Origin of the sequence: Roseovarius aestuarii, from assembly GCF_019966515.1 — a bacterium.
Taxonomy (GTDB): Bacteria; Pseudomonadota; Alphaproteobacteria; order Rhodobacterales; family Rhodobacteraceae; genus Roseovarius; species Roseovarius aestuarii.
The window spans coordinates 28723-51540 of sequence record NZ_JAIMIB010000012.1 but is presented as its reverse complement, the minus strand read 5'-3'; the positions used below and the strand labels follow the sequence as shown (position 1 = coordinate 51540).

The window sequence follows — 22818 nt, the reverse complement described above, 5'->3', positions numbered from 1 at the left end:
TCAGACCCTCCCCAGGGCAAAGCCCTTGGCGATGTAGTTACGCACGAAATAGATCACGATAGCACCCGGAATGATGGTCAGCGTACCCGCCGCCGCCAAAAGCCCCAGCTCATACCCTGCACTAGAGGCGGTTTTGGTCATGGTGGCGGCAATCGGTTTCGCGGCGACAGCAGTAAGCGTCTTGGCCAGCAAAAGCTCGACCCAGGAGAACATGAAGCAGAAGAACGCCGCCACGCCCACACCGGCCTTGATCGTTGGCAGAAAGATCGACACGAAGAACCGTGGGAAGGAATAGCCATCAACATAAGCTGTTTCATCCAGTTCCTTCGGCACACCGCCCATGAAACCTTCGAGGATCCAGACCGCCAGCGGGATGTTGAAAAGGCAATGCGCCAGCGCCACCGCCAGATGAGTATCGAAAAGACCCACAGCGGAATAAAGCTGGAAAAACGGTAGTGCGAATACCGCTGCGGGCGCCATTCGGTTGGTCAATAGCCAGAAGAAAAGCTGTTTGTCGCCTAAAAACCGGTAACGGCTGAACGCATAGGCTGCCGGTAACGCCACGGTGACAGAAATCACCGTGTTTACCGACACATAGATGATCGAGTTGATGTAACCCCAATACCAGGACGGATCGGTGAATATCACCCGGTAATTTTCAAGCGTGAAGGTCTGCGGAAAGAGCGAAAACCCCGAAAGGATTTCATTCGTCGTCTTAAAGCTCATCGCAACCAGCCAATAGATCGGCAGCAGCAGGAAGAGGATATAGATGATCGGGATCAGGCTGCGCTTTCTCATTTCGCATCATCCTTCGTCATCAACGTGTAGAACAGCCAACTGACCAGCAGCGTGATCGCGAAATAGATCAGCGACATCGCCGCCGCCGGGCCCAGATCGAACTGCCCGAGGGCGATTTTCACCAGATCAATTGACAGAAGCGTGGTCGAGTTGCCCGGCCCCCCGCCTGTCAGCACGAAAGGCTCGGTATATATGTTGAAACTGTCCATGAAGCGCAGCAGGATCGCGATGGTCAGAACGGTTTTCATCTTCGGCAGTTGGATATAGCGGAACACCGACCAGTTGCTGGCGCCATCGATCTTGGCCGCCTGATAATAGGCATCGGGGATCGACACCAGGCCTGCATAGCTGAGCAGCACCACAAGCGAGGTCCAGTGCCAGACATCCATGATGACGATCGTGATCCAGGCCGCAAGCGGGTTTTGCGTCATGTCATAATCGACGCCCAACGTGTGGTTCATGAAGTACCCCAGAAGGCCGATATCCGGCAGGGTAAAGATGTTCCACATCGCGCCGACCACGTTCCACGGGATCAACATCGGCAGCGCCATTGTCACCAGACAGACAGGCACCCAAATCCCCTGCCGTGGCATGGAAAGCGCGATTATGATGCCCAGAGGCACCTCGATCGCCAGAATGATGCCGGTGAACAGGAATTGCCGTCCAAGGGCCGCGTGAAACCTGTCGGAATTCAGTAGCTCCTCGAACCAGCGCAGGCCCTCGAAGAAAAACACATTGTTACCAAAGGTTTCCTGGACCGAATAATTGACCACTGTCATCATCGGGATCAGCGCATTGAACGCGACCAGCAGCAGCACCGGCAGCACGAAAAACCATGCTTTCTGGTTTTCGGTCTTCATTGCGATGTCCTTTCCGTCGCCAGCCAGCCGTCGCGATAGACCCGCGTGTGTTCAGGGGCGAAAGCCAGATGCACGTCCTCACCTTGCCCCGGCACATCGCCGCTGCTGACCGCCTTGACCAGCGTGTCGCCAACCACGGCGTCGACGACCCGGTGACGCCCGACATCGGCCACTTTGCGAACACGAGCGGGCAGCCCCTCGTCCCCGAGGCCCACGAATTCTGGGCGTACTCCGATCTGGGTCAGACCATCGCCCAGCTTGATCCGGCCTTCGACGGCAAGCTTGTGACCCTCGAAATAAGCCGCACCATTGCGGATATCGGCGGGCAGGACATTCATGCCCGGTGAGCCGATGAAATGGCCCACGAAGGTGTGCGCCGGGCGCTCGAACAGCTCGACCGGCGTGCCGATCTGAACAATCTCGCCTTCCTGCATCACAACCACCTGATCGGCAAAGGTCAGGGCCTCTGTCTGATCGTGGGTCACGTAAATCATGGTTGCGCGAACTTTCTGATGCAATTCTTTGAGTTTACTTCTTAATTTCCACTTCAGATGCGGGTCGATCACGGTCAGCGGTTCGTCGAACATGACCACATTGACGTCATCGCGCACCAATCCGCGCCCCATCGAAATCTTCTGTTTGTTATCGGGCGAAAGATGCGCCGCGCGGGTGCCCAGCATATCGGTCACTTCGAGCATCTCCGCAATCTCGGTGACACGGGCCTTCACGCGCGCCTCGTCTACACCGCGATTGCGCAGGGGAAAGGCCAGATTGTCGAAGACGCTCATCGTGTCGTAGATCACCGGAAACTGGAAGACCTGTGCGATGTTGCGTTGGTTGGGCGGCAGGCCGGTCACGTCTTCACCATCGAAGAGGATGCGCCCTTCGGACGGGGTAAGCAGACCGGAAATGATGTTCAGTAGCGTCGATTTCCCGCAACCTGACGGCCCCAGAAGCGCATAAGCCCCACCGTCGGACCAATCCAGATCAATCTCTTTCAGCGCATAATCCTCGGGCGATGATGGATCGGGATAGTAGCTGTGTCTGAGCTTTGAGAGGGTTATCTTTGCCATCAGATCGTCCCCGAAACGGCCAACTCACCGGTTGGCGCGAAGTAAAAACACGCCGTCGGATCAAGGTGAAAAGCGTGGTTCTCGCCGATCTCGAACGGGTGCACCCCATGCGCCAGCGAGACCCAGTCGGCTGATCGCATCTGAAAATGGGCGCTGCTTTCCGATCCGCTCAGCTCGGTCACCAGAACCTTACCTGTCAGGTCCACGCTGTGCCGATCCGATTTGACCGGCGCTACGTGATGCGGCCGCACCGCCAGCGTATAGGCCCCGTCCGCCAGATCGGCGATTGCCCCCTGCGCCTGCCAACTGGCATCGGCTCCCATGCGGATGGTAGCGCCCTCTTTCGTGACTTCGGCCATGTTGATGGGCGGGTCGGAAAAGACCCGTGCGGCCATCAACGACTGAGGTTGGCGGTAAATCTCGGAGGTCGGTCCGAACTGAACCATGCGCCCGTCCTCCATCAGCCCAGTCTTGCCGCCCAGCAGCAGCGCCTCTTCGGGCTCGGAGGTGGCATAGACCACCACGGCACCCCTGCCCGCGAAAAGCTCGGGCAATTGTTCGCGCAACTCCTCGCGCAGTTTGTAATCCAGGTTGGCCAGCGGTTCGTCCAGAAACACCGCCCGGCTTTCCTTGGCAATGGCCCGGGCCAAAGCCGTGCGCTGCTGCTGCCCGCCCGACAACTCATGCGGACGGCGATGCAGCATGGGACGCAGTTGCAGGATATCCGCAGCCTCTTCGACACGCCCCGCTATCTCGGATTTTGGCATGCCCGCCACCTTGAGCGGCGAGGCGATGTTATCGAACACCGTCATATGCGGGTAATTAACGAAAAACTGATGCACGAGGCTGATGTTACGTTTTTGGGTATTCAGCCGTGTCACATCCTGACCGTCCATCAGGATCTGACCAGTTGCTATTGGGTCGAGCCCCGCCATCAGCTTGATCAGCGATGTTTTACCAGCCCCGGTCTCGCCCAGAAGCACGTTGAAGTGCCCCGGCTCCAGCAACAGCGTTGTCGGCTTGATATGGACCTGACCAGCGACTTCTTTGGTAATGTTTCTTAGTTCAACGCTCATTTTGGCCCTTGCCGGAATTTGCGATGGCAATTGGATGGCCGGGACACTCACGCGCCCCGGCCAGCAAGGTGCCGCACCCCTGCCGCACCTTACAGGAACTTGACGTTACTGAGCCGCCCAGCGGGCAACCAGATCGTCATAGTTGACGGTCTGACCCTGGGGCTTTTCGTTCTCAAGTTTCGCTTTCGGCGATCCAGGCTTGTCGAGCCACTCCTGCGGGTCGCTCTCTTCGTTCAGACGCGGACCACAGCCACCATAGATTTCGGCGCCCTCATCCGCCGCCTGCATTCGCGACATGGTGATGTCCATCTCTTCGGCCAGACGATCCATCGCTTCCTGGGGCGTAAACGCGCCCGAGTTCACGTCGCCGATCTGCTGCCACCAAATCTGCGCCAGCTTGGGATAGTCCGGCACGTTGACACCTGTGGGCGACCACGCCACCCGGTCGGGCGAGCGGTAGAACTCCACCAGACCACCCAGTTTTGACGCACGCTCGCTAAAGCTCTCGTGGTTGACCGAGCTATCGCGGATGAAGGTCAGCCCGACATGGGATTTCTTCACATCCACGGTCTTGGAGGTCACGAATTGCGCATAGAGCCATGCGGCCTGCGCCCGGTCATCCGGGGTGGATTTCAGGAAGGTCCAGGAGCCCACGTCCTGATAGCCCACCTTCTGACCTTCTTCCCAATAGGGGCCATGCGGACTGGGCGCCATCCGCCACAGCGGGTTGCCCTCGCCATCGACGGTATTGTTGCCTTCAGACTGGGGTTTCACCATGTCCGCCGTAAAGGCCGTGTACCAGAAGATCTGCTGCGCCACATTGCCTTGAGAAAGCGCCGGCAGTGACTGGTAGAAGTCATAGGACGCCGCACCGGGAGGGGCATAGTTCCGCAGCCATTCATCCCATTTACGGATCGCATAGACTGCCGCCGGGCCGTTTGCCGCGCCGCCGCGACTGACGCTCGCGCCAACCGGGTTACAGGTGCCCGCTTCCATTCGAATGCCCCATTCATCAACAGGGATGCCGTTCGGCTCGCCCTTGTCTCCGGCGCCGGCCATCGAGAGCCAGGCATCGGTCATCCGCCAGCCAAGGTCGGGCGCGCGCTTGCCGTAATCCATGTGGCCATAGATCGTAGTGCCATCGACCTCTTTCACGTCCTTGGTGAAGAACTCGGCGATATCCTCATAGGCCGACCAGTTAACCGGCACACCCAGATCATAACCGTATTTCTCCTTGAAGGCGGCCTGTAGATCCTCGCGGTCAAACCAGTCCTTGCGGAACCAGTATAGGTTAGCGAATTGCTGATCGGGAAGCTGATAGAGCTTACCATCGGGGCCGGTAGTGAACTGGATGCCCATGAAGTCATTTAGATCGAGCGTCGGCGATGTTGTCGCCGCCCAGTCTCCGCCCATCTGGTCCGTCAGGTTATAGGCCAGTTGCAGCCGCGAATGGGTGCCGATCAGGTCACTGTCGTTGACATAGCCGTCATAAAGGTTCCGACCTGTCTGCATCTGGGTTTGAACGGCCTGAACCACCTCGCCCTCACCCAGGATCTGGTGATTTACCTTGATGCCGGTGATTTCCTCAAAGGCTTTGGTCAGCACGTCGGATTCGTATGAATGTGTCGGGATACCCTCGGACAGAACGTTCACTTCCATCCCGGCATAAGGCTGCGCGGCGTTGATGAACCACTGCATTTCAGCCATCTGTTCGTCTTTCGACAAGACCGACGGCTGGAATTCCTGATCAATCCAACGTTGTGCTGCGGCCTCATCGGCCTGACCTAAATTCGACATTGCAATAACAGCCGAAGCGGCAACCGCTCCCAGCAGATACCTACGCATCACTTCTCCTCCCATTTTTGTCTTTTAGCCGGTTTTAACCGACCGGTTCAGTTTTGTCGGGAACGTGAGGATTTGCAAACTAATTTTTTAGTAGATAACGCAAGGACAGGGTTTACCCTTGTAAAAGCTCGAAAATCTTGTCGCGCTCCGACAGGACCAACAGCAAAGCAACATCGCCCGGCTGCAGCATGTCGATGATTACCCTGACCGCCTCCGAGGGAGATCCGGCCTTGAGCACACGATCCCTCGGCACACCATTCTGCGCGCAGGTTTCGACGATCAGCTCTGTCACCTCGCCCAGTTCGCGGCCCCGCAGGTAGTCCTCAAGCTCGGCGGCAACCACATAGTCAGGTTTCAGGTCCAGCGCGGTCGTAGTCACCTCACGGATGTCATCATCGGACCGGTCCCCGGCATGGCTGAGCAGCACGAAACGGCGTTTCGCCTTGATCCCGCCGATGGTTTCGGCCACCGCCGCGATCGAATGCGGGTTATGCGCGAAATCGACAAAGACCCGCGCGCCGTTGACGCTGAACTCGTTGAAACGACCGGGATTATCATTGGGATCGCTCTGGAAATTGGTAAGTCCGCCGGCGATGTGCTCTGGCGCGATGCCAATAGCATAAGAGACGCAAGTCGCGGCCAGCGCATTGCGGACATTATGGCGCGCAGCCCCAGATATGGTGACAGGAATATTAGCCACAGCAGCAATGGTCACCGCCTCGTGCCCATCGAAAAAGACGATGTTGCCCGCTTCTTCCCACGCGCAGCAATGACCGGCGGCGCACGCCGCCCTGATCTGAGGTGCCTCACCATCGAGTGAGAACCACCAGATATTGGCGTCGGTCTGCTCTGCTTCGGCCAGCACATAGACGTCATCGGCATTCAGTACCAATACGCCATCCTCTGCCAAGGCCCGGTGCACGGCGAATTTGGCCCGTGCCAGTTCTTCGACGGTGTTGACCCCGTATTGCCCCAGATGATCCGCCGCAACGTTGGTGACAACCGCCACCCGGGCCGAACGCGTCGCCAAGCCCCTGCGCAGGATGCCGCCGCGCGCCACTTCGAGATAGGCGATTTCCAACCGTTTGTCGCGCAGCAGCAGCCGCGCCCCACCCGGGCCGGAATAATCCCCCCTGTCCAGCACATCGCGCCCCACCCGCACAAAATCGGTCGAGGTCAGGCCCGAGACCTTGCCCGCCGCCGCCGCAATCGCCGCGCAAAGCCGGGTCGTTGTGGTCTTACCATTAGTGCCGGTGATCAGCGCGACAGGCACATTATGCAGCCGTGACCACTCCACATCCGCCGGATCAGGCAACTCGTTCACCGGCCAGACCTCCGATCCGCTGCCGTGACCGACCGAAACCTCGTCATCGTCGCACAGAACTTCCACGCCCCGCCCCTGCCCCGCCTCAATCAGCCGAATCAGTTCGGGATGCGCCTCGCGGGTCATGACTGATTTCAGATCGGCTATCATCCGGTCGAAATCACCCGCCGCCACCCCCAGCAATTCCGCCGCGCCGAAATGCCAGGCGGTTTCTGCGGCAAAAATCGCCGAGTAAAGCTGGTCCATCGGTGCCGAGATCGCGAGATTATGCCCGTTCTCAAAACCGCGTTCAGTAATCAGCTGATCCGGCCAGCCAATCGCATCCAGCACCCGCCGCGCGTGGGTCCGCCAGAGCGTTGCGACGCGCGCGGGGTCAATCCCGCTGTAATGCACTTCCAGCACCGCCCCGACATGATCCCATAGCAATCCGGGTCCGGTCAGGCGGCGACTATCCTCCAACCGTAGCGCATCGCTTGACGGGATGTTGATTGTCAGGGCGTTTTCAATGTCCTCCACATTGTCCACGATCACTACTCCCCTCTAATCGCCACCTTCATCGGTATCGCGGGCCAGTCGCACGCCACGCTCATCCCGGATCAGCGAGCCACCGCCCAGAAGCTCGTCAAAATCGGCGGGTGCCGGTTCCGGCGCGGCGGGGGTGGCCTCGACCTCGGGTGCGTCCTCGCTCTGGAAATAGATCACCTGTTTCCAGCAGCGGGCACTGTCATCGCCCAGAATAACCAGCAGATCGCCCTCTTCGGCCATGTTGAGCGCGTGATCCACTGCCTCGACCTCATCAGGAATAATCGTGATCGCCGCATCCTCGACGCCATTTTTCATCAGTCCGTCGCGCAGCATCTGCGGGATCTCGTCCTTACCCCGGCCACGCCGATTATCATCGGCCTTACAGATGTAATAATCGAAATGCCCGGCCAGTGTTGCCGCCGCGTCATAGACATCCTCATCGCGCCGGTCGCCCGGCATTGACATCACCACCAGCCGGCGCTCCGACACATCCAGCCGCGAGGCCAGATCGGAGATAGCGGCGATGGCCGCCGGGTTATGGGCATAATCCAGAATGACCTTGAACGGGTGTTCGTCAAACACATTGGTTCGCCCCGGTGCCTGGAAATAGCTAGTGTCAAAAGTGCGCAACCCGTGACGGATATTATCCAGATCGACATCGAAACAGAAAGCCATTGCTGTGGCGAACATGGCGTTCTGCACGTTGAACAGCGCCTTGCCCTCCATCGTCGCCGGAATTAGATGTGACCACAGTACCGGCATATGTGTGCCTTTGTGGTAGATGGTAATCATCTCGCCGTTCATCGCCTTTTCCAGCACCACGGCCATGCCGCCTGCCTGAATATGCTCTTTCACCAGCGCATGATCGGAATTCATCGTGATATAGCAGATCGCGTCGGAATTGGTGAAATCCGCCATCTTCAGGCAGTTGATATCATCGGCGTTCAGCACCACCACATCCGTCGCACTTTCGACCACGACGCGCTTGACCACCGCCAGTTCCTCGACCGTGTTGATGCCGCGCAGGCCAAGGTGATCAGCCGAGACGTTCAGACAGGCCGCCACGTTCGAGCGCTGATAGCCCAACCCGCTGCGCACCAGACCACCACGCGCGGTCTCCATTACCGCGAAATCCACCGATGGGTCGCGCAGCACGATCTGGGCAGATGTGGGCCCGGTCATGTCGCCCTTAACGCTCAGCTTGCCATCCACATAAACCCCATCGGTCGAGGTCATGCCGACAATCTTGCCGCTGGTCTTCATGATATGCCCGAGCATGCGCGAGGTCGTGGTCTTACCATTGGTCCCTGTGATTGCCGCAATCGGGATGCGCCGGGGGGAGCCGACAGGGAACAGCATGTCCATCACCGCGCCCGAGACATCGCGCGGCTCACCCTCGGACGGGGCGACGTGCATGCGGAAGCCCGGTGCGGCATTTACCTCGACAATCGCGCCGCCGATTTCCTTGTAGGAGCGGGTGATGTCGTCAATCAGGAAATCCACGCCACCCACATCCAGGCCCACCGCCATGATGGCGCGTTCGGCCATATCACGGTTATCGGGATGCACCACGTCTGTCATGTCGATCGAAGTGCCGCCCGTCGACAGATTTGCGGTCGAGCGCAGATAAAGCACCTGACCGTCCTCCAGAACGGTTTCTTCTGTGACACCGGCATCCTCCATCAAGCGTTTGGCCTGATTGTCCAGTTCAAGATTGGTCAGCACCTTCTCGTGGCCGATACCCCGGCGCGGATCGCTGTTCACCTCGTCGATGAGCTGCGCAATGGTCTGCTTACCATCGCCGACCACGTGGCCCGGTACTCGCTTGGCCACCGCCACCAGCTTGTTGTTGACGACCAGCATCCGGTGATCGAACCCGGTCACAAAGCTCTCCACCAGAATGGCCCGGCTTTTGGAGTGTTCCTTGGCCTCGGCAAAAGCGGTTTCAACCTGATTGTCCTCGGTCAGGTTGATTGACACGCCACGCCCATGATTGGCATCCAGTGGCTTGACCACCACCGGATAGCCGATCCGTTGCGCGCCACGCACCGCCTCGCGCGCATTATAAACCATGCGCTGCTGCGGCACCGGCAGGCCCAGATCGTTGAGTAGATTGTGGGTGTCTTCCTTGTCGCAGGATATTTCCACCGCGATATGGCGGGTCTGCGACGTAATGGTCGCCTGAATCCGCTGCTGGTATTTGCCATGACCGAATTGCACCAGCGAATAGTCATTCAGTCGTAGCCACGGGATACCACGCTCTTCGGCGGCCTTGACCAGCGATCCGGTCGAGGGGCCGAATTCCTTGCGCTGCGCCCGCAGCACGAAAGATCGCAGTTCTTCCTCCCAGTCGAACTCGGGATCAAAATCATACTCGACCTGTGCCTTAAGACTGTCAGGCAAAAGATGCATCAGAAGGCGTAGTGCCAGCTGTCCGGCAGCAAGCCCGACATCGCGCTGGCGGTACTGGTAGACCATGTTGTATTGCGCCGGGTCGCCGGTGCCACGGGTCCGGCCAAAGGTGACCTCAGTACCGGCGACACCCTGAATTTCCAGCGCGCAATGCTCCATGATATGGCCCATCCAGGTGCCCTCATCCTCGCGCAGACGCCGGATGAACCCGCCCGGCTCGCGGTAGGAACATCCATGTTCGTCAAGACCGGGCAAGGCGGCGATCAGACCGCTAACGAATTCCTCGCCGATCCGCGCCGATGGCCATTCTTCAAGCACACCAAGATCGACAACATGGCGAATGACCGGGAACCGCGCCCAGACATTGGGCCCTACAAAGACATTGGTTGAAACGATTTTCATGGTCGGCTCCCTGTTGTTTTTGACTCCCCCCAAACACAAAACTCGCTTACTTAATCCCCTGATACCGGCAGGCTACAGAAATGCGCGTGTTCGTCCGGCGGATAGGCTTGGCGCGCCGTAAGGTCATAACGGCACCCCTGGCCCAAAACGTCAATACGCAAGCCCAGAAGGCTAAGCGCCTCGCCGGCGGACGCATCCCACATTGACGAATGCGTCAACTGACTGGCATCGACAACCGTCACCGTGCCGCTGCCGACAACCTCGAAGACATTGTCGGGACCGATGAAAGCAGCGGTATCCTCGTCGACGCCCAGACCAATCAAAAACGGGTTATAGGATGACGCGGTCAGCAACCGGCCCAAACGGTTCCGCTGGGTGAAATGCTGGTCGATGATCACGGCATTGGTCAGCCCCATGCCGGGGGCAAGGCTGATATTGCCCTCCGCCGGGGAACTGTTGCTGGGGCCGCCTGCGACCATGTGCTCGGACATGATAGAGGCCCCGGCCGAAGTGCCCGCCACGGGTATCCCCGCCGCATTCCGCCGCCGGATTTTCTGTGCCACCAGCGTTCCGCCGATGATCGTTGACAGGCGCAGCTGGTTGCCGCCGGTCATGAAAATACCCGTCGCCCGGTCCAGCATCTCGGCGAATTGCGGGTTGTCGCAATCCGCCCGCCGCGCAATCGGCAGGTACTCGACCTTGCCCGCCCCGAGATCCGAGAAAATCCGGTGATAATCAGGCCCGGTTTCATCCAGCTGCGAGGCGGTCGGGATCACGATGATGTCTGCCTGCGCACCACCCGACATGTCAACGAAACGTCGGTGAATTTGCCTTTCCCGCTCGCGGTCTTCGCCCCCGCCTATCGGAATGATGAAGCCACGTTGGGTATTTTCAGGTACTGGGGCAGGACACATTCAGGGTCGGTCTCGATTTCTTGGCGCTGCGCGCGTAGCAGATGGCCGACATGCCAATGCCGGAGGTCCCAGTCAATTGAGACAGGCGAGCGGGGTCAATAGCAAATCGGCGAAAATCCACCATATCGGGCCAGATTGAGATGGAAACGCATGTATTAATTTTGGTCTGGGCCGGTCTTCCGTGCGGGTACAGCGCGCGAAATCAAGGTCAAGACTGCGGCGCGGTCGTCATCCCGCAACTTGTTACTTTGGATGAGAACGGCAACTCAAGGGCCATGGGTCGGATCGATCTTATCTAAAACTGAGCCGTCTCACAGAGCCTCAATAATCCTTTTCAAAGAATACGCCGACCCCTGTACCGCCGTCGGACCCCAAAGAGCCGCGCAGTTTCGTCCGGCGCGACAGGTCGATATTGAGGTTGATTTCGCTATTGGATTGGTCGCCGATCTGAACATCAGTGTAGATATTGTCGCTAATGTACTTACCCACGCCCACGGTCGCCGTACCTTCGGAATCGGTACTGACACTGAAATCATCCACGCCCGTGCCCTGACGAATACGTTCGGCAAAGCTTGGGCCGCCCTTTCCGGCCAGTGTCGCTACCGCCGAGGCAAGCTGTAGCGCCTGAAACGCCGACAATGAGCCGAGTTCGCGACCGAAGAGAAGCCGGGCCAGCACCTCATCTTCCGGCAATTCGGGTTGTGACTGGAAACGCACCTCGGGATCATCGGCACGCCCCTCGATGACGATACTCACAACGGTATCGTCATCGCTGACGGTACTCGCCACCAACCTGAGCCCGGGCACGAAATCGCCCTGAAGCCTGGCCGTTCCCTCATCCAGCGTCAGCCGTTTACCAAGGATGTCCAACCGACCCCGGATCAGGTCAAAGCCGCCGATAGGAATGATATCCGCCGCGGTTCCGGTTATCCTGAATCGTCCGCCCAGCTCTGCGTCAAGCCCGCGTCCGCGCACGAAAACCCGGCTGTCGGCCGCAATCAAGACATCCAATCCGATCGTGCCTCCGCCCGACGTGCCAGAGCTATCTTCATCCTTGTCCAACAGCCCGGCATATCTACGTGTCTGGCGGACATCGCGCGGCTCACCGACATGATTGATCTCTGGTATGTTGCCACCGCCAAGGCCCGTTGACGGCACCCGAATTTCGGTGCGATCCAGATTGATGCGCCCCGAGATATCCAGGTTGTTCTGCACCGCGCCGCGCATAATCAGGTTTCCCCGTGCGACCGTCTCAAAGAGTTTCGGGTCACGCAGGACCGCATCGAGTATCTGAATGCCCAGATTGGCCCGGAAAGGCGCCTGCAATCCCACCTGCCCGTCAACGACTAGACGCCCGCCGGTTGCCAGCGCGGCGCTGCTCTTGATCGCCGCTTCGCTACCCCCGAGGGTCACCGTGGCATCAACATCGGTCAACGCATTCTGCAGGTTAGGCAATGAAACGCGCGCGTCAGCAGTCGACAATTGCCCCGACAGCGACGAAAGGCCGAGCGGGCCATCAAGCCGCAAATCAAACCGCGCCACCCCCTGTGCAGCGCGCGGTTGCAGGCGGCGGTTTGCCAGCGCCAGCGGCAAGATTCCATCGATATCAAGAATGGCACGGCTGGCATCGGACTGGATCAGCCCGGCCACCGCGAATGTGCTGCCGCCCGGCCCCTGCCCGGTCGTATCGATTGCCCAGCTATCGCCCTGTTGTTGTGCCTTTGCGCTAAAACTGGCACTGCCCGGCAGGTCGGGAATGATCGCGCCGACATTACCGATAGTGCCCGACAGCTCCGCGCGCGGCTCGCCCCCGTCAGGCGCGCTCAGGCGACCCTCGACAACCGACTGAAACGGCCCGCTGCCCTGCACATCGGCAATCCAGCCCGTACCATCGTCGGCGGCCATGCCGCTCAGCTTTACCGGGCCTGCAAAACCGCTCACAAACCGGCTGAGATCATCGACTGCCGCCGCAAATGCGAAATCGGCCTTCTCCGGGGTCATGAACCCCTCCGCCGAGGCGGTGAGCGATGGTGATGCAAGCTCTGCCGCGCGCAATGTCAGGCCGTTTTCATCCCGCTTGCCAGAGGCCGCAAACCGGCTCTCGCCGGTCAGAGCCGCATCCAGCTTGTCGATGCCTACGCTCAGATCATTGCCCGTCACGATCACGTCGAGATCAAAGATACCTGTCTGCAGCGTCGCAGCCCCCTCAAACTCGGCAGCGACCGATCCCGAAAGCGGCCGCGCCGCCACCTGTGAAAATGGCGTCAGATCATCGACCCGCGCCCGGATTTTACCGTCAAAGCCCGGGGATGTATCGAGCCCGGTCAGGGTGCCTTCCACCGATACGTCACTGCCGCCGGGCCCCTGAGCGTTGGTGTCGATCAACCAGCCAGCGCTTGTCTGCTTTGCATTGCCGCTTACGCGCAAAGGGCCCACGGCCCCGGCGACAAAGCGGCCAAGATCATCAAGCGCTGCGGCAAACTTAAAATCCGACTCGTCTGTTCTGAGAAACCCGCTTGCGATAGCGGTTCCCGCCGCGGCCGTCACCTCTGCCGCGCGCAGCCTAAGGCCGTTTTCATCCCGTTTGCCCGAGGCAGAAAAAGTACTTTCCCCAGCCAGTGCCGCATCGACATTATCGATACCTATGCTCAGATCCCTGCCGCTGGCATTCAAGTCCAAGTCGAAAGCGCCGGTCAACAACGCCGCTTCGCCGTTAAGCTCGGCAGCAACCGCGCCCGATAGCGGACGCCCGGCAATATCAGAAAGCCGTGCCAGATCATCCACCCGGGCCATGAACGCACCATCGAACGTGACCGCTTCTTCCAGCCCGGTCACGTCGCCCGCACCACTCAGTTCAAGCCCCTCGCCGGTCAGAAGAAGATCAGTAAGGTTAAGCGGCTCTCCCTCGCTCCAGTCCACGTTCCCGCCGAGCGTCAGAGCATTGCCGATCGCCCGCGTCAGCGCCTGATCGACAAATTCGATGCCTCGCGCCATTCCATCAATGCGCGCCGTGACCGTACGGCTGTCACCGCCTTTGATCACGCCATTAGCTGCAACGTTCAGCTTCGCCAGCGTCATATCCGGTCGCTGAAACCCGCTCAGATCAGCGTCAACGATCCAGGCATCACCTTCGCTGGCATCAAATAGTGCCGTGATCTCGGCCCGCTGCACCCAGGTTTCCGGCCCCGCGATCGGCAACACAACCGGTTCCTGATCGGGACCTTCCAGCAGACCCATAAGTTCAAACTTCTCCGGCAATCCGTCGGCAGATACGGCAAACGCACCTTCCAGCGAAAGAGATGCCGCTTGCAGCTTTAGCTTTTCCAGGTCTACCCGTCCGTCTGGATAAAGTTGCACAAGGCTTTGCAAAGCAACGTCCTTGCCAAAGAAGGGCCGATATTGCGGTGCAAACAGCGGCGTCATATCACCGGCAATGTCGACCGAAATAATACGCGGGCGTTCCGGCGCGTCCTCGAGCGCGGGGCTGCCCTCGTCGCTGACAGCCTGCGTGCTGACGCGGCCCGTCAGCCGATCTTCGCCGTCGCTTTTCAGGGCGATGTCGGCGACAAATTCGTCAATCGGCGCATCGCCTTTGACACTCAGAGCCAGAGCGGGCCTGCCGGGCAGGTTCAAAAGCGTGGCGGCAATGCCGTCCTTGGCCTCGTCCAGGGCCAGGTCAATGGCCAGTTGGCGGGTAACATTACCATAGCTGCCCACCAGCGCGAACATCCCGCGCGGGCCGTTGAGACGCTCAATGCTTAGTGTCGCCTGCCCGTGCCCGCCTTCAAGCGTGACCGCCCCCTCGACGGTTAATGTGATCGGCTCGCCAAGGATCGGCGCGCCCAGCGCCACCTCCTGCGCGGCAAGAGTTTTGATATCAACACTGACCGGCAAGTCCGGCAGCGAAAATCCGGCAGAAGCTTCCGGGCTTGCGGGCTCATCGGACACCGGCAATCGTGCTATATCTATCTTCTCGGCGGAAATCCGTTCAATCTCGATTTCGCCCCGCAGAATCGCGGTACGATTCCAGTCCAGCACCGCTCCGGTCAGGGTCAGCCAGACGCCGTCAGCGTCAGCGATCGTCATCCGGTCCATACTGACCTGCGAACTCAGCGCACCCTGAAAGCCAGCGATCTGGACGTCGCGGCCAAGACTCGAAAGCGTTTCTTCAAGGTAGCGGACAATGCGACCCTTATCTTCGTCGTTGTCGTCGTCCTGCGCCCCGGCAACCAGCGGCCAGACCATCGCCAAACATATGATCAATAACCTGCGCATCAGTAGGCCTGCCCTATGCCGATATAAAACTCGAACCCGGATGTGTCGGGACCCGTCACCGGCACCGCCACATCAAAACGGATCGGACCGAACGCGGTTTTGTATCTTACACCCAACCCGGCCCCGCTGTGCCAGTCGCCGGTATCATCGGGAAAGCTGTTGCGCCCGATATAGCCAACATCATAAAAGGCAACGCCGCTGAAATTGCCCCTGACGGGGAACCGTGCTTCGCCTGAGATGCCGATGAATGAGCGCCCTCCGGTCCGCGCCGTCCCGGTAAGGACCGACAGCGATTGAAAGCTTTGCCCGCGCACGGTGCCGCTGCCACCAGACAGAAACAACAGATCCGGCGGTGTGCCGGCAATCGACGATCCTATGATCGTGCCGAATTGCAAGCGCGTCGCCAACACCACATCGCTCTTGCCCAGTGTCCAGTAGCCGCGCGCATCGGCATAGCCGCGCGCCCCGCTTTCACTGCCGTTCAGCCCGTAATACGGCAGGCCTTCGATCGCCAGATAGAAGCCTTCGGTGGCATCCAGCTCATCATCGCGCTTGTCCCAGGTGGCCGAGAGTGGCAGCGTCAGATGGCTGAACGTCCGGCTGCCCAGTTGGTCCCGTGCGTCGGAAAAGCGGTAACCGACACCGATCCTGCCCTCCAGCTCTTCCGAGTAGTAGTGGCTGATGCCCGCCTCGACGTTGATCTGCTCCGAGAAGAACAGATCCTCATCCAGTTGCTCAATTTCCAGCAATGCGTAGAGATCGGTATCGGAATCGAAGGTAGAGGGCCGGGTGAAGTTGATGCGCAGTGTGGAATCTACGCCATCGGTATCGCCGCCCAGCCCGCCCACCTCCGCCTCGATCCTCAGACGCTCGGCGCCGCCTAAGAGATTGCGATGCAACCAGAAACCGGAAATCGTCGCCCCTTCGATGGATTCGATCTCGGCGCCGAACCCGAACCGCCGCGGCTTTGCATCGACCACATCAAGTTCGATATCCATCGTATCACCCGGGCCAAGATCGTCGGCCTCGCGAATGGTAACGGAACTGAATGCCCCGGTGCGACGCAATCGCCTGGCGGCGCGTTCCAGTTCGACCGGATCAAAGGGCTTGCCTTGCGGCACACCAGCGATGCGACGGATACGGTCCTTGCGCACGGCGCTTTTCTTGGGCACCCGGGACTGTCCGAACGTGACAGCTGGACCGGTTTCGAGGCCCAGCCTGACATTCAGCAACGCCTTGTTGTGGTTGGCAGTGATTGTCTCGTTCGAGATCCGCGCCTTGGCGTAACTCAATGCGCGCCAGCCAGAGACAGCCTCGCCTGCCGCCGCCCCGATCACGTCGATCCGCGCGGGTTGACCGGGCGCGAAACCTTCGGGCAGTTCGGTATCGGGTGCAACCGGCCTGATCTCGGCCCGTCCCAGCGTGAAGGCGGGGCCGGTGTCGATCAGGATCGCCACCTGTCGGATGCGTTCAATCCGCGACAGAGGTGGAATGGTCGCCGCCTCGCGCCCATCGACAAGGATCTTGATGACCGGACCGAAATAACCGCGATCATAAAGCGCTGACAGCAGATTACCGTAATCCGCCTGCGCCGCGGCCAGGATATCCAGCGGCGCAGTCACCTCTTCTGCTTTGGCGGTCAGTACCAGCGAGGATTGTGACAGCCCTTCACGCAAGGGTTTATCCACCCGCGTCAACTGGAGAAACGCATCAAAGGCCAATGCGGGCATTCCAAACACGATCAGGAACGCGGCAAGCGCCCACCGACACCGGCCAACGCACCAAACTCTGTCAATCATAATCAGCCCGTTTCGGCAGTCGTTTCACCCCGCGCCATCTGATCAGATCGCCAGCCAGACAGCTTTACATGTGGAAGTTATGCCAAGTGCCGCGTTGCGTCCATGTGATAGTGAGAAATACTCTCATAAGAGCGACCATGCGCTGTTTTGCCAGCGAGACGACAGATGGCAAAAACCCGTCCCGTGCGAGAAGCATCAATCCCTTGTCCCAGGACGTGAAACCAAAGCGCGGCGGCTTACATCAGCCCCAGATCGCGACCCAGCATAGCCGCGTGGGTACGGTTGCGCGCGCCCAGCTTGCGCGACAATGTCTTGACGTGCAGCTTGACGGTCACTTCCTGAATTCCCAGATCGCGGGCAATTTCCTTGTTGGACTTGCCCTCGGTGATCCCCAACAGCACATCACGCTCGCGCGGTGTCAGATTGATGTCTGCATCGGCTTCATTCTCAGTCTCAAAGAAATCCAGCGGCATATAGATTTCACCCGACAGCATGTGTCGCACAGCGCTGACCAGCGATTGCGGGGCCAAGGTCTTGGGCAGAAATCCAGCTGCACCCGATGACAGCGCCCGACGCGCCACATCCGGCGTCGCCGTGCCCGACAGGATCGCCACCGGGCAGCCGGTCTGCGCCCGCATCTTGGCCAGCCCCGCAAGCGCGTCCATGCCCGGCATAGAATAATCAAGCATCACCAGCTCAAACGGCCCTTGCGCCTGCGCAACGCTGATCGCCTCGTCAAAGGACTGCGCAGTGGCAACATTGAACCCGCCTTGCAGGCGAAGAAAATCCGCGACTGTTTCGCGTACCAGTTCGTGATCATCTGCGAGCAACAGTTTTTGCATTCGGCTTCTCTTCAACACGCTACACAAAGCGAAATCCGCACGTCGGCCAGCTTTCGGCCGCCAATTCCGTCCTGCTCAATGCGTTTCTCGTGATGCAATTAACTTGTCAATGCAGGTTCAATGATACGCCCTGACTATCCGATTGCATAGGGGGCTGGTGAATCGACAAAGAAACTGTGTTGATTGCGGCGCGTAACAGGTAAGAAAGACCGGTAAAAATGCTCCAGTTGAAGTTCGCGGTTTTGGCTGCGCTTAGCCTGACGCTGGCTTTTCTGACCCCAGTTGGTGGCACGGCCGAAGCGGATGAACTCGTTCTTCTGACGATCGAAGATGGCACGACCAGTGATGCCGGACCTAAAGTTGTCGAACTCAACCGAACCGATCTTGAAGCCTTTCCATCCGTAAGCTTCACCACCACCACCAACTGGACAAGCGGGCCGCAGACATTCGTCGGCGTTCCCCTCCTTGCGCTGCTTGAAGAGGTTGGCGCGACCGCCGGCAGTATCGAGGTCAGCGCGATCAATGATTACAGCCAGTATTTTCCAATTGGCGACCCAACCAACGAAGGCGCCATTGTTGCGTATCTGGTGAACGGCCAGCCGATGACGCCAAGAGACAAAGGGCCTCTCTGGCTTGTCTATAACTACGATTCCGATAGCCGCTACCGGACCGAAACGGTTTATTCGCGCAGCATCTGGCAACTGGACCGGATCGTCATTTCGCGCTAGCACTCGATAGTTGCAACAATGAAGGGCAGATCAACGTGACAGCCCGCAAGGTGATTCGTCGCATCATGGCCCGGCGCACTCAGCTGACTTTGCTAAGTGCGGCAGCGATTGTTTGCTTTATTGCAACCGCCATTCTGACAACCCAGGTCTTCCTGAAACTTGGCGATTACCGGACTGCCTATAGCGACAATATTCAGTGGACGGTGGCCAAGCTCGAGGTTGAACATGCAAAATATGTCTTTGCAGTCGAACGGCTGGGTCATGAGACAGGTAACGAGCTTCAGGAGATGCGTCGCAGGTTCGATATTTTCTACAGCCGAGTCAACACGCTTGAGACCGCCCGGACGTATCGGCAGGTTCTGAGCGCCGAACGCGCCCGCTCTCTTGTCATGCTACTCGGCCAAAGCGTGCGGGAACAAGCCAAGATCATTGATGGCGATGATGCCTCGGTCCGCCGCAATCAGCCCCATTTGCTTCAGCTGGCAAAAGACCTGACCACGCCGATTCTAAGCCTGTCCAGCATGGGCATCTCCTACGATGTCGATCGACGCGAGACGCAGCGCACGCTGCTCGCCAAGAAACTGACACAGCTCATATTGCTTAGCCTGAGCCTGCTGACGACTCTCTTCGCCCTGTTGGCGCTTTTCTGGCAGCTCTACGTACGCTACCGCCGCCGCGCGATGCAGAATCGTACCACGCTGAACCGCCTTGCTACCATTATCAACACATCGCAGGACGCCATTTTGGTGATATGCCCATCTGGCGCCATACTCGAAGGCAACCGTGTCGCCGAAGCCATCTTCGACCTGCCCCACGATGACAAGTCTCGCGCGGCAATCACTGATATCCTGTTCAAGGCCAATGACGAGGGCACCCTGATGCCGGTCTCGGGCGAGACGCTGATCGGCTCGTGCGCCCAGGGGCCCAATCTCTGTACCAAGCTCAATGCTCGCGACAAGACGGGCCGCACCTTTCCGGTCGAACTGTCAGCCAGCATGGCGTCAAGATCCGGCGATAACGTCTGTATCTGCTTTCTGCGGGACATTTCGCAACGCGTCGCTACCGAGGCCGAAATGCACGCCGCCCGGGACAAAGCCCTGGCGGGAGAGCGCGCGAAGGCCCGCTTTCTCGGCATGATAAGCCACGAGATGCGCACGCCGCTCAACGGTATTCTCGGCGCGCTGGATCTGCTGGACGACACCCCGCTCACCCCCGAACAGACACGCTATTCGCAGATCATGCAATCGTCTGGCCAGCTGGTGCTGAACCAGATCAATGACGCGCTTGATATTGCCCAGGCCGATGGCAAATACCCAAGCTTGTCAAAGGAACGTTTTGATCTCGACACGCTGCTTGATGAGTTGAGGCAAGGCCAGCAAGCTCATGCGGACGCACAGCAAAGCACCATCGAGCTGATCCGGTCACCGATCCCGCTCGGTCCGGTCCTGGGGGATCAGAACCGCCTGCATCAAGTCCTGCTCAACCTGCTGTCCAACGCTGTCAAATTCACCCGCAATGGTCAGGTCACCATCGAAGCAACACGCCTTGGCGCACCCGGCGCACCGCTTGACGAGGTCGAATTTCAGATCAGCGATACCGGCATTGGCATAGCCGAACAGAATCTGCCGCGTATTTTTGATGATTTCGTACGGCTTGAGGATATCGATAGCGCCGAAGGTACCGGCCTGGGCCTGGGCATCGCCAAGCATCTGGTTACCCTGATGGGAGGGGAGATAGGTGCGGAAAGTGTCCACGAAGAAGGAAGTCTTTTCTGGGTGCGCGTCCCACTTCCCATTGCCCGCGAAATCGACGTCACCATACCCGGACCCGAAATACACCACCTACCGCCCCGCATCCTCAGCGTGCTGGTGGCCGAAGACAATGAGACCAGCCGCTTTGTCCTGCACGAAATGCTGCAGAAAGATGGCCACTACGTCACGTTGACCAACAATGGCGCCGAGGCCGTGGCTGCAGCGTATAACTGGCGTTTTGACCTGATCCTGATGGATATTAACATGCCGGGGATCGACGGAATCGAAGCCAGCCGCCGGATCCGCAACGGCAACGGGGCCTCCCGCGACAGCCGCATCGTTGCCCTGACGGCACACTATCGCCCAGAACATAACGAACGTTTCCGCGACGTCCCGATCGATTCGATCTGTACCAAGCCACTGCGCCGCGCCGCGCTCCGGGACATTCTTTCAGGTGGGCCAGTGCGTGAACGTCCCCCGGCAACGCGGACCGGCTTTGACACCCAGGTGCTGGATCAGCTTTGCGCCGTGCTGCCCGCGCCGAATTTCAGCCGCATCCTTGATAAATTCATCGCCGAAGGTCAGGGCTTCATCGACGCATTGCAGGATACCCACGACAGGCCCTCGCAGGATTTGGTAGGCCAACTCCACCAGTTCGCGGGCTCCGCCGCCACCTTTGGCGCCGTGGCGCTGCAATCCGCGCTATGCCGGGCCGAAAACGCTGCACTGGCGGATGACAAAACCTGTCTGGATCGTGAGTTGAGCACACTTCCCGACCTCTGGCGTCAAACCATCGACGAGATCAATAACCGCCGATACGCCGCCTGATGACGCCATCGCCTGAGCGGGCGATACCGGTGCGATCAGATAACCTCGCCGTACATACCATCAGTCGCGCCCCCGAACAGCATCAATGCATCCGGTTATGGATGCGACGGATCATCCACCAGACCACCGCGATCACCGGCAGGGTGATCAAAGCCGTGATCATGCCCTTGCTCAGCCCCAGCATGTCACCCGCCGGATAGAGCAGATACCCCGCCAGCGACACCGCATAATAGCTGATCGCCACCACGCTCAAGCCCTCGACCGTGCGCTGCAGGCGCAGTTGCAGATCGGCGCGGCGGTTCATGCTTTCCAGCAGACTTTGGTTCTGGGCGCTACGCTCGACATCCACCCGTGTCCTGAGCAGGTTACCGGCACGTAATGCCCGGTCGGACATGTTGCTCAGCCGGTCCTTGGCCGAGGCGACTGTACGCATCGCAGGCGTAAACCGGCGCATCATAAATTCCGCAAATGTCTGGCGCCCCTCAAACCGCTCTTCGCGCAGCACCTCAATTCGCTGATCCACTATCCGGGCATAGGCTTCGGTCGCGCCGAACCTGAACGAGGATTGCGCCACCATCAATTCAAGCTCGCCGGACACTGTCAGCAAATCCCTGAGTGTCTCTTCAGAATCGGCCGCGCCATCGGCCATATCACCCACAAGCCGTCCCAGCTTGCCATCTATCTCGCCCATCCGGTCGCCTAGATCACGCACCCGGGCAAAGCCCAGCATCGACATCGCCTTATAGGTTTCGATCTCGCACAGCCGCTGCACGATCCGGCCGACCCGCCGAGGTCCGGTACCGGGATCGACACTGACCAGAAACCGCAGGTGCCCCGCCGGGTCGATCCGGAAATCCCCAGCGATAATCGCCGCGTCATCCAGCACCCGTGCCACGGCCACACTTTCAGGCACGAACCATTCGTTGATATTCTGACGCAACGCCTCGGCGCTGCCCCAGGGGGCGACGCGGACAAGTGCAGATGTGATGCGCTGCCCCGGCGCCGCCGCAAGCCATTCCTCCGAGAACACCTCAAAATCCGCAGAGTCAAACGGGCGCGGGCCGACGCCGTCGGACAACAGGGTGTATGTAACGAATTCGGTATGGCTTTCCCATTTCAGCATATGCCGCCCAAGCTGCCCGAAGTAGTGCGTGGCGTCTGGTTGCGGATGCGGCGCGCCGTACCGATCCAGCAGAGACAGCAAATGGGCGCGGTCCACCGCGCGGTCGCGTTTGGCGGCATCCGAGGGCTGTTTGATCGCCAGAAAGGCCGCCATCGCCGGTACACCGACGAACGGAAACGGCCGCGCATGCAGCTCATTTGCCAGGGCATATCGCAGCGGGTGATCATCTATCGGGGGCATCTG

The 22818-nt window shown here is 59.4% G+C and carries 14 protein-coding genes; 2 read left to right on the top strand and 12 right to left on the bottom strand.

What is annotated here, in order from left to right; all coding sequences use genetic code 11:
* The 11 genes from LC334_RS14570 to LC334_RS14520 all read right to left on the bottom strand — a co-directional run bounded on the left by LC334_RS14570 (position 1) and on the right by LC334_RS14520 (position 18145).
* A complete protein-coding gene (locus tag LC334_RS14570; protein ID WP_085799640.1) occupies positions 1-798 on the bottom strand; it encodes a carbohydrate ABC transporter permease in 798 nt (265 codons plus the stop codon).
* A complete protein-coding gene (locus LC334_RS14565; RefSeq protein ID WP_085799641.1) occupies positions 795-1658 on the bottom strand; it encodes a carbohydrate ABC transporter permease in 864 nt (287 codons plus the stop codon). Before LC334_RS14565 ends, LC334_RS14570 begins: the two co-directional genes overlap by 4 nt.
* On the bottom strand, positions 1655-2731 hold the full coding sequence (locus tag LC334_RS14560; RefSeq protein WP_085799642.1) for an ABC transporter ATP-binding protein: 1077 nt from the start codon (positions 2729-2731) through the stop codon (positions 1655-1657). Before LC334_RS14560 ends, LC334_RS14565 begins: the two co-directional genes overlap by 4 nt.
* A complete protein-coding gene (locus LC334_RS14555; RefSeq protein ID WP_085799643.1) occupies positions 2731-3807 on the bottom strand; it encodes an ABC transporter ATP-binding protein in 1077 nt (358 codons plus the stop codon). The genes LC334_RS14560 and LC334_RS14555 overlap by 1 nt, the downstream gene beginning before the upstream one ends.
* Before the next feature lie 105 nt (positions 3808-3912).
* Positions 3913-5652, bottom strand: coding sequence for an ABC transporter substrate-binding protein (locus LC334_RS14550; protein WP_085799798.1), 1740 nt, complete (start codon positions 5650-5652; stop codon positions 3913-3915).
* Positions 5653-5764: 112 nt separating this feature from the next.
* Positions 5765-7501 carry a Mur ligase family protein gene (locus LC334_RS14545; RefSeq protein ID WP_139836332.1) on the bottom strand — a complete coding sequence of 579 codons (1737 nt, stop codon included), beginning with the start codon at positions 7499-7501 and terminating at the stop codon, positions 5765-5767.
* Positions 7502-7516: 15 nt separating this feature from the next.
* On the bottom strand, positions 7517-10315 hold the full coding sequence (gene cphA, locus LC334_RS14540) for a cyanophycin synthetase (protein ID WP_085799645.1): 2799 nt from the start codon (positions 10313-10315) through the stop codon (positions 7517-7519).
* Positions 10316-10365: 50 nt separating this feature from the next.
* Positions 10366-11229 (bottom strand): cyanophycinase, encoded by an 864-nt coding sequence (locus tag LC334_RS14535; protein WP_085799646.1) that lies wholly within the window; start codon positions 11227-11229, stop codon positions 10366-10368.
* 321 nt (positions 11230-11550) lie between these two features.
* Positions 11551-15504, bottom strand: a complete 3954-nt coding sequence (locus LC334_RS14530) for a translocation/assembly module TamB domain-containing protein (RefSeq protein WP_085799647.1) — start codon at positions 15502-15504, stop codon at positions 11551-11553.
* Positions 15504-17303, bottom strand: coding sequence for an autotransporter assembly complex protein TamA (locus LC334_RS14525; RefSeq protein ID WP_085799648.1), 1800 nt, complete (start codon positions 17301-17303; stop codon positions 15504-15506). Before LC334_RS14525 ends, LC334_RS14530 begins: the two co-directional genes overlap by 1 nt.
* Positions 17304-17539: 236 nt before the next feature.
* The gene (locus LC334_RS14520; protein WP_085799649.1) at positions 17540-18145 is read right to left on the bottom strand and encodes a response regulator transcription factor; all 606 of its coding nucleotides are present in this window, start codon (positions 18143-18145) and stop codon (positions 17540-17542) included.
* A 218-nt stretch (positions 18146-18363) separates the two neighbouring features.
* Between LC334_RS14520 and LC334_RS14515 the strand changes: the two genes are divergently transcribed.
* Positions 18364-18873, top strand: coding sequence for a molybdopterin-dependent oxidoreductase (locus LC334_RS14515; RefSeq protein ID WP_085799650.1), 510 nt, complete (start codon positions 18364-18366; stop codon positions 18871-18873).
* Positions 18874-18908: 35 nt separating this feature from the next.
* The gene (locus LC334_RS14510; RefSeq protein ID WP_085799651.1) at positions 18909-21452 is read left to right on the top strand and encodes an ATP-binding protein; all 2544 of its coding nucleotides are present in this window, start codon (positions 18909-18911) and stop codon (positions 21450-21452) included.
* 82 nt (positions 21453-21534) lie between these two features.
* Here the strand turns inward: LC334_RS14510 and LC334_RS14505 are convergent, their stop codons facing one another.
* Positions 21535-22815: a DUF3422 family protein gene (locus LC334_RS14505; protein ID WP_085799652.1), complete on the bottom strand. Its 1281-nt coding sequence runs from the start codon at positions 22813-22815 to the stop codon at positions 21535-21537.
* Between the last annotated feature and the right edge of the window lie 3 nt (positions 22816-22818).

Coding starts and splice junctions, on each gene's coding strand:
- LC334_RS14505 (WP_085799652.1), bottom strand. CDS start 22,815: ATGCCCCCGATAGATGATCACCCGCTGCGATATGCCCTGGCAAATGAG.
- LC334_RS14565 (WP_085799641.1), bottom strand. CDS start 1,658: ATGAAGACCGAAAACCAGAAAGCATGGTTTTTCGTGCTGCCGGTGCTG.
- LC334_RS14570 (WP_085799640.1), bottom strand. CDS start 798: ATGAGAAAGCGCAGCCTGATCCCGATCATCTATATCCTCTTCCTGCTG.
- LC334_RS14535 (WP_085799646.1), bottom strand. CDS start 11,229: ATGTGTCCTGCCCCAGTACCTGAAAATACCCAACGTGGCTTCATCATT.
- LC334_RS14525 (WP_085799648.1), bottom strand. CDS start 17,303: ATGATTGACAGAGTTTGGTGCGTTGGCCGGTGTCGGTGGGCGCTTGCC.
- LC334_RS14530 (WP_085799647.1), bottom strand. CDS start 15,504: ATGCGCAGGTTATTGATCATATGTTTGGCGATGGTCTGGCCGCTGGTT.
- LC334_RS14515 (WP_085799650.1), top strand. CDS start 18,364: ATGCTCCAGTTGAAGTTCGCGGTTTTGGCTGCGCTTAGCCTGACGCTG.
- LC334_RS14555 (WP_085799643.1), bottom strand. CDS start 3,807: ATGAGCGTTGAACTAAGAAACATTACCAAAGAAGTCGCTGGTCAGGTC.
- cphA (WP_085799645.1), bottom strand. CDS start 10,315: ATGAAAATCGTTTCAACCAATGTCTTTGTAGGGCCCAATGTCTGGGCG.
- LC334_RS14520 (WP_085799649.1), bottom strand. CDS start 18,145: ATGCAAAAACTGTTGCTCGCAGATGATCACGAACTGGTACGCGAAACA.
- LC334_RS14560 (WP_085799642.1), bottom strand. CDS start 2,731: ATGGCAAAGATAACCCTCTCAAAGCTCAGACACAGCTACTATCCCGAT.
- LC334_RS14550 (WP_085799798.1), bottom strand. CDS start 5,652: ATGCGTAGGTATCTGCTGGGAGCGGTTGCCGCTTCGGCTGTTATTGCA.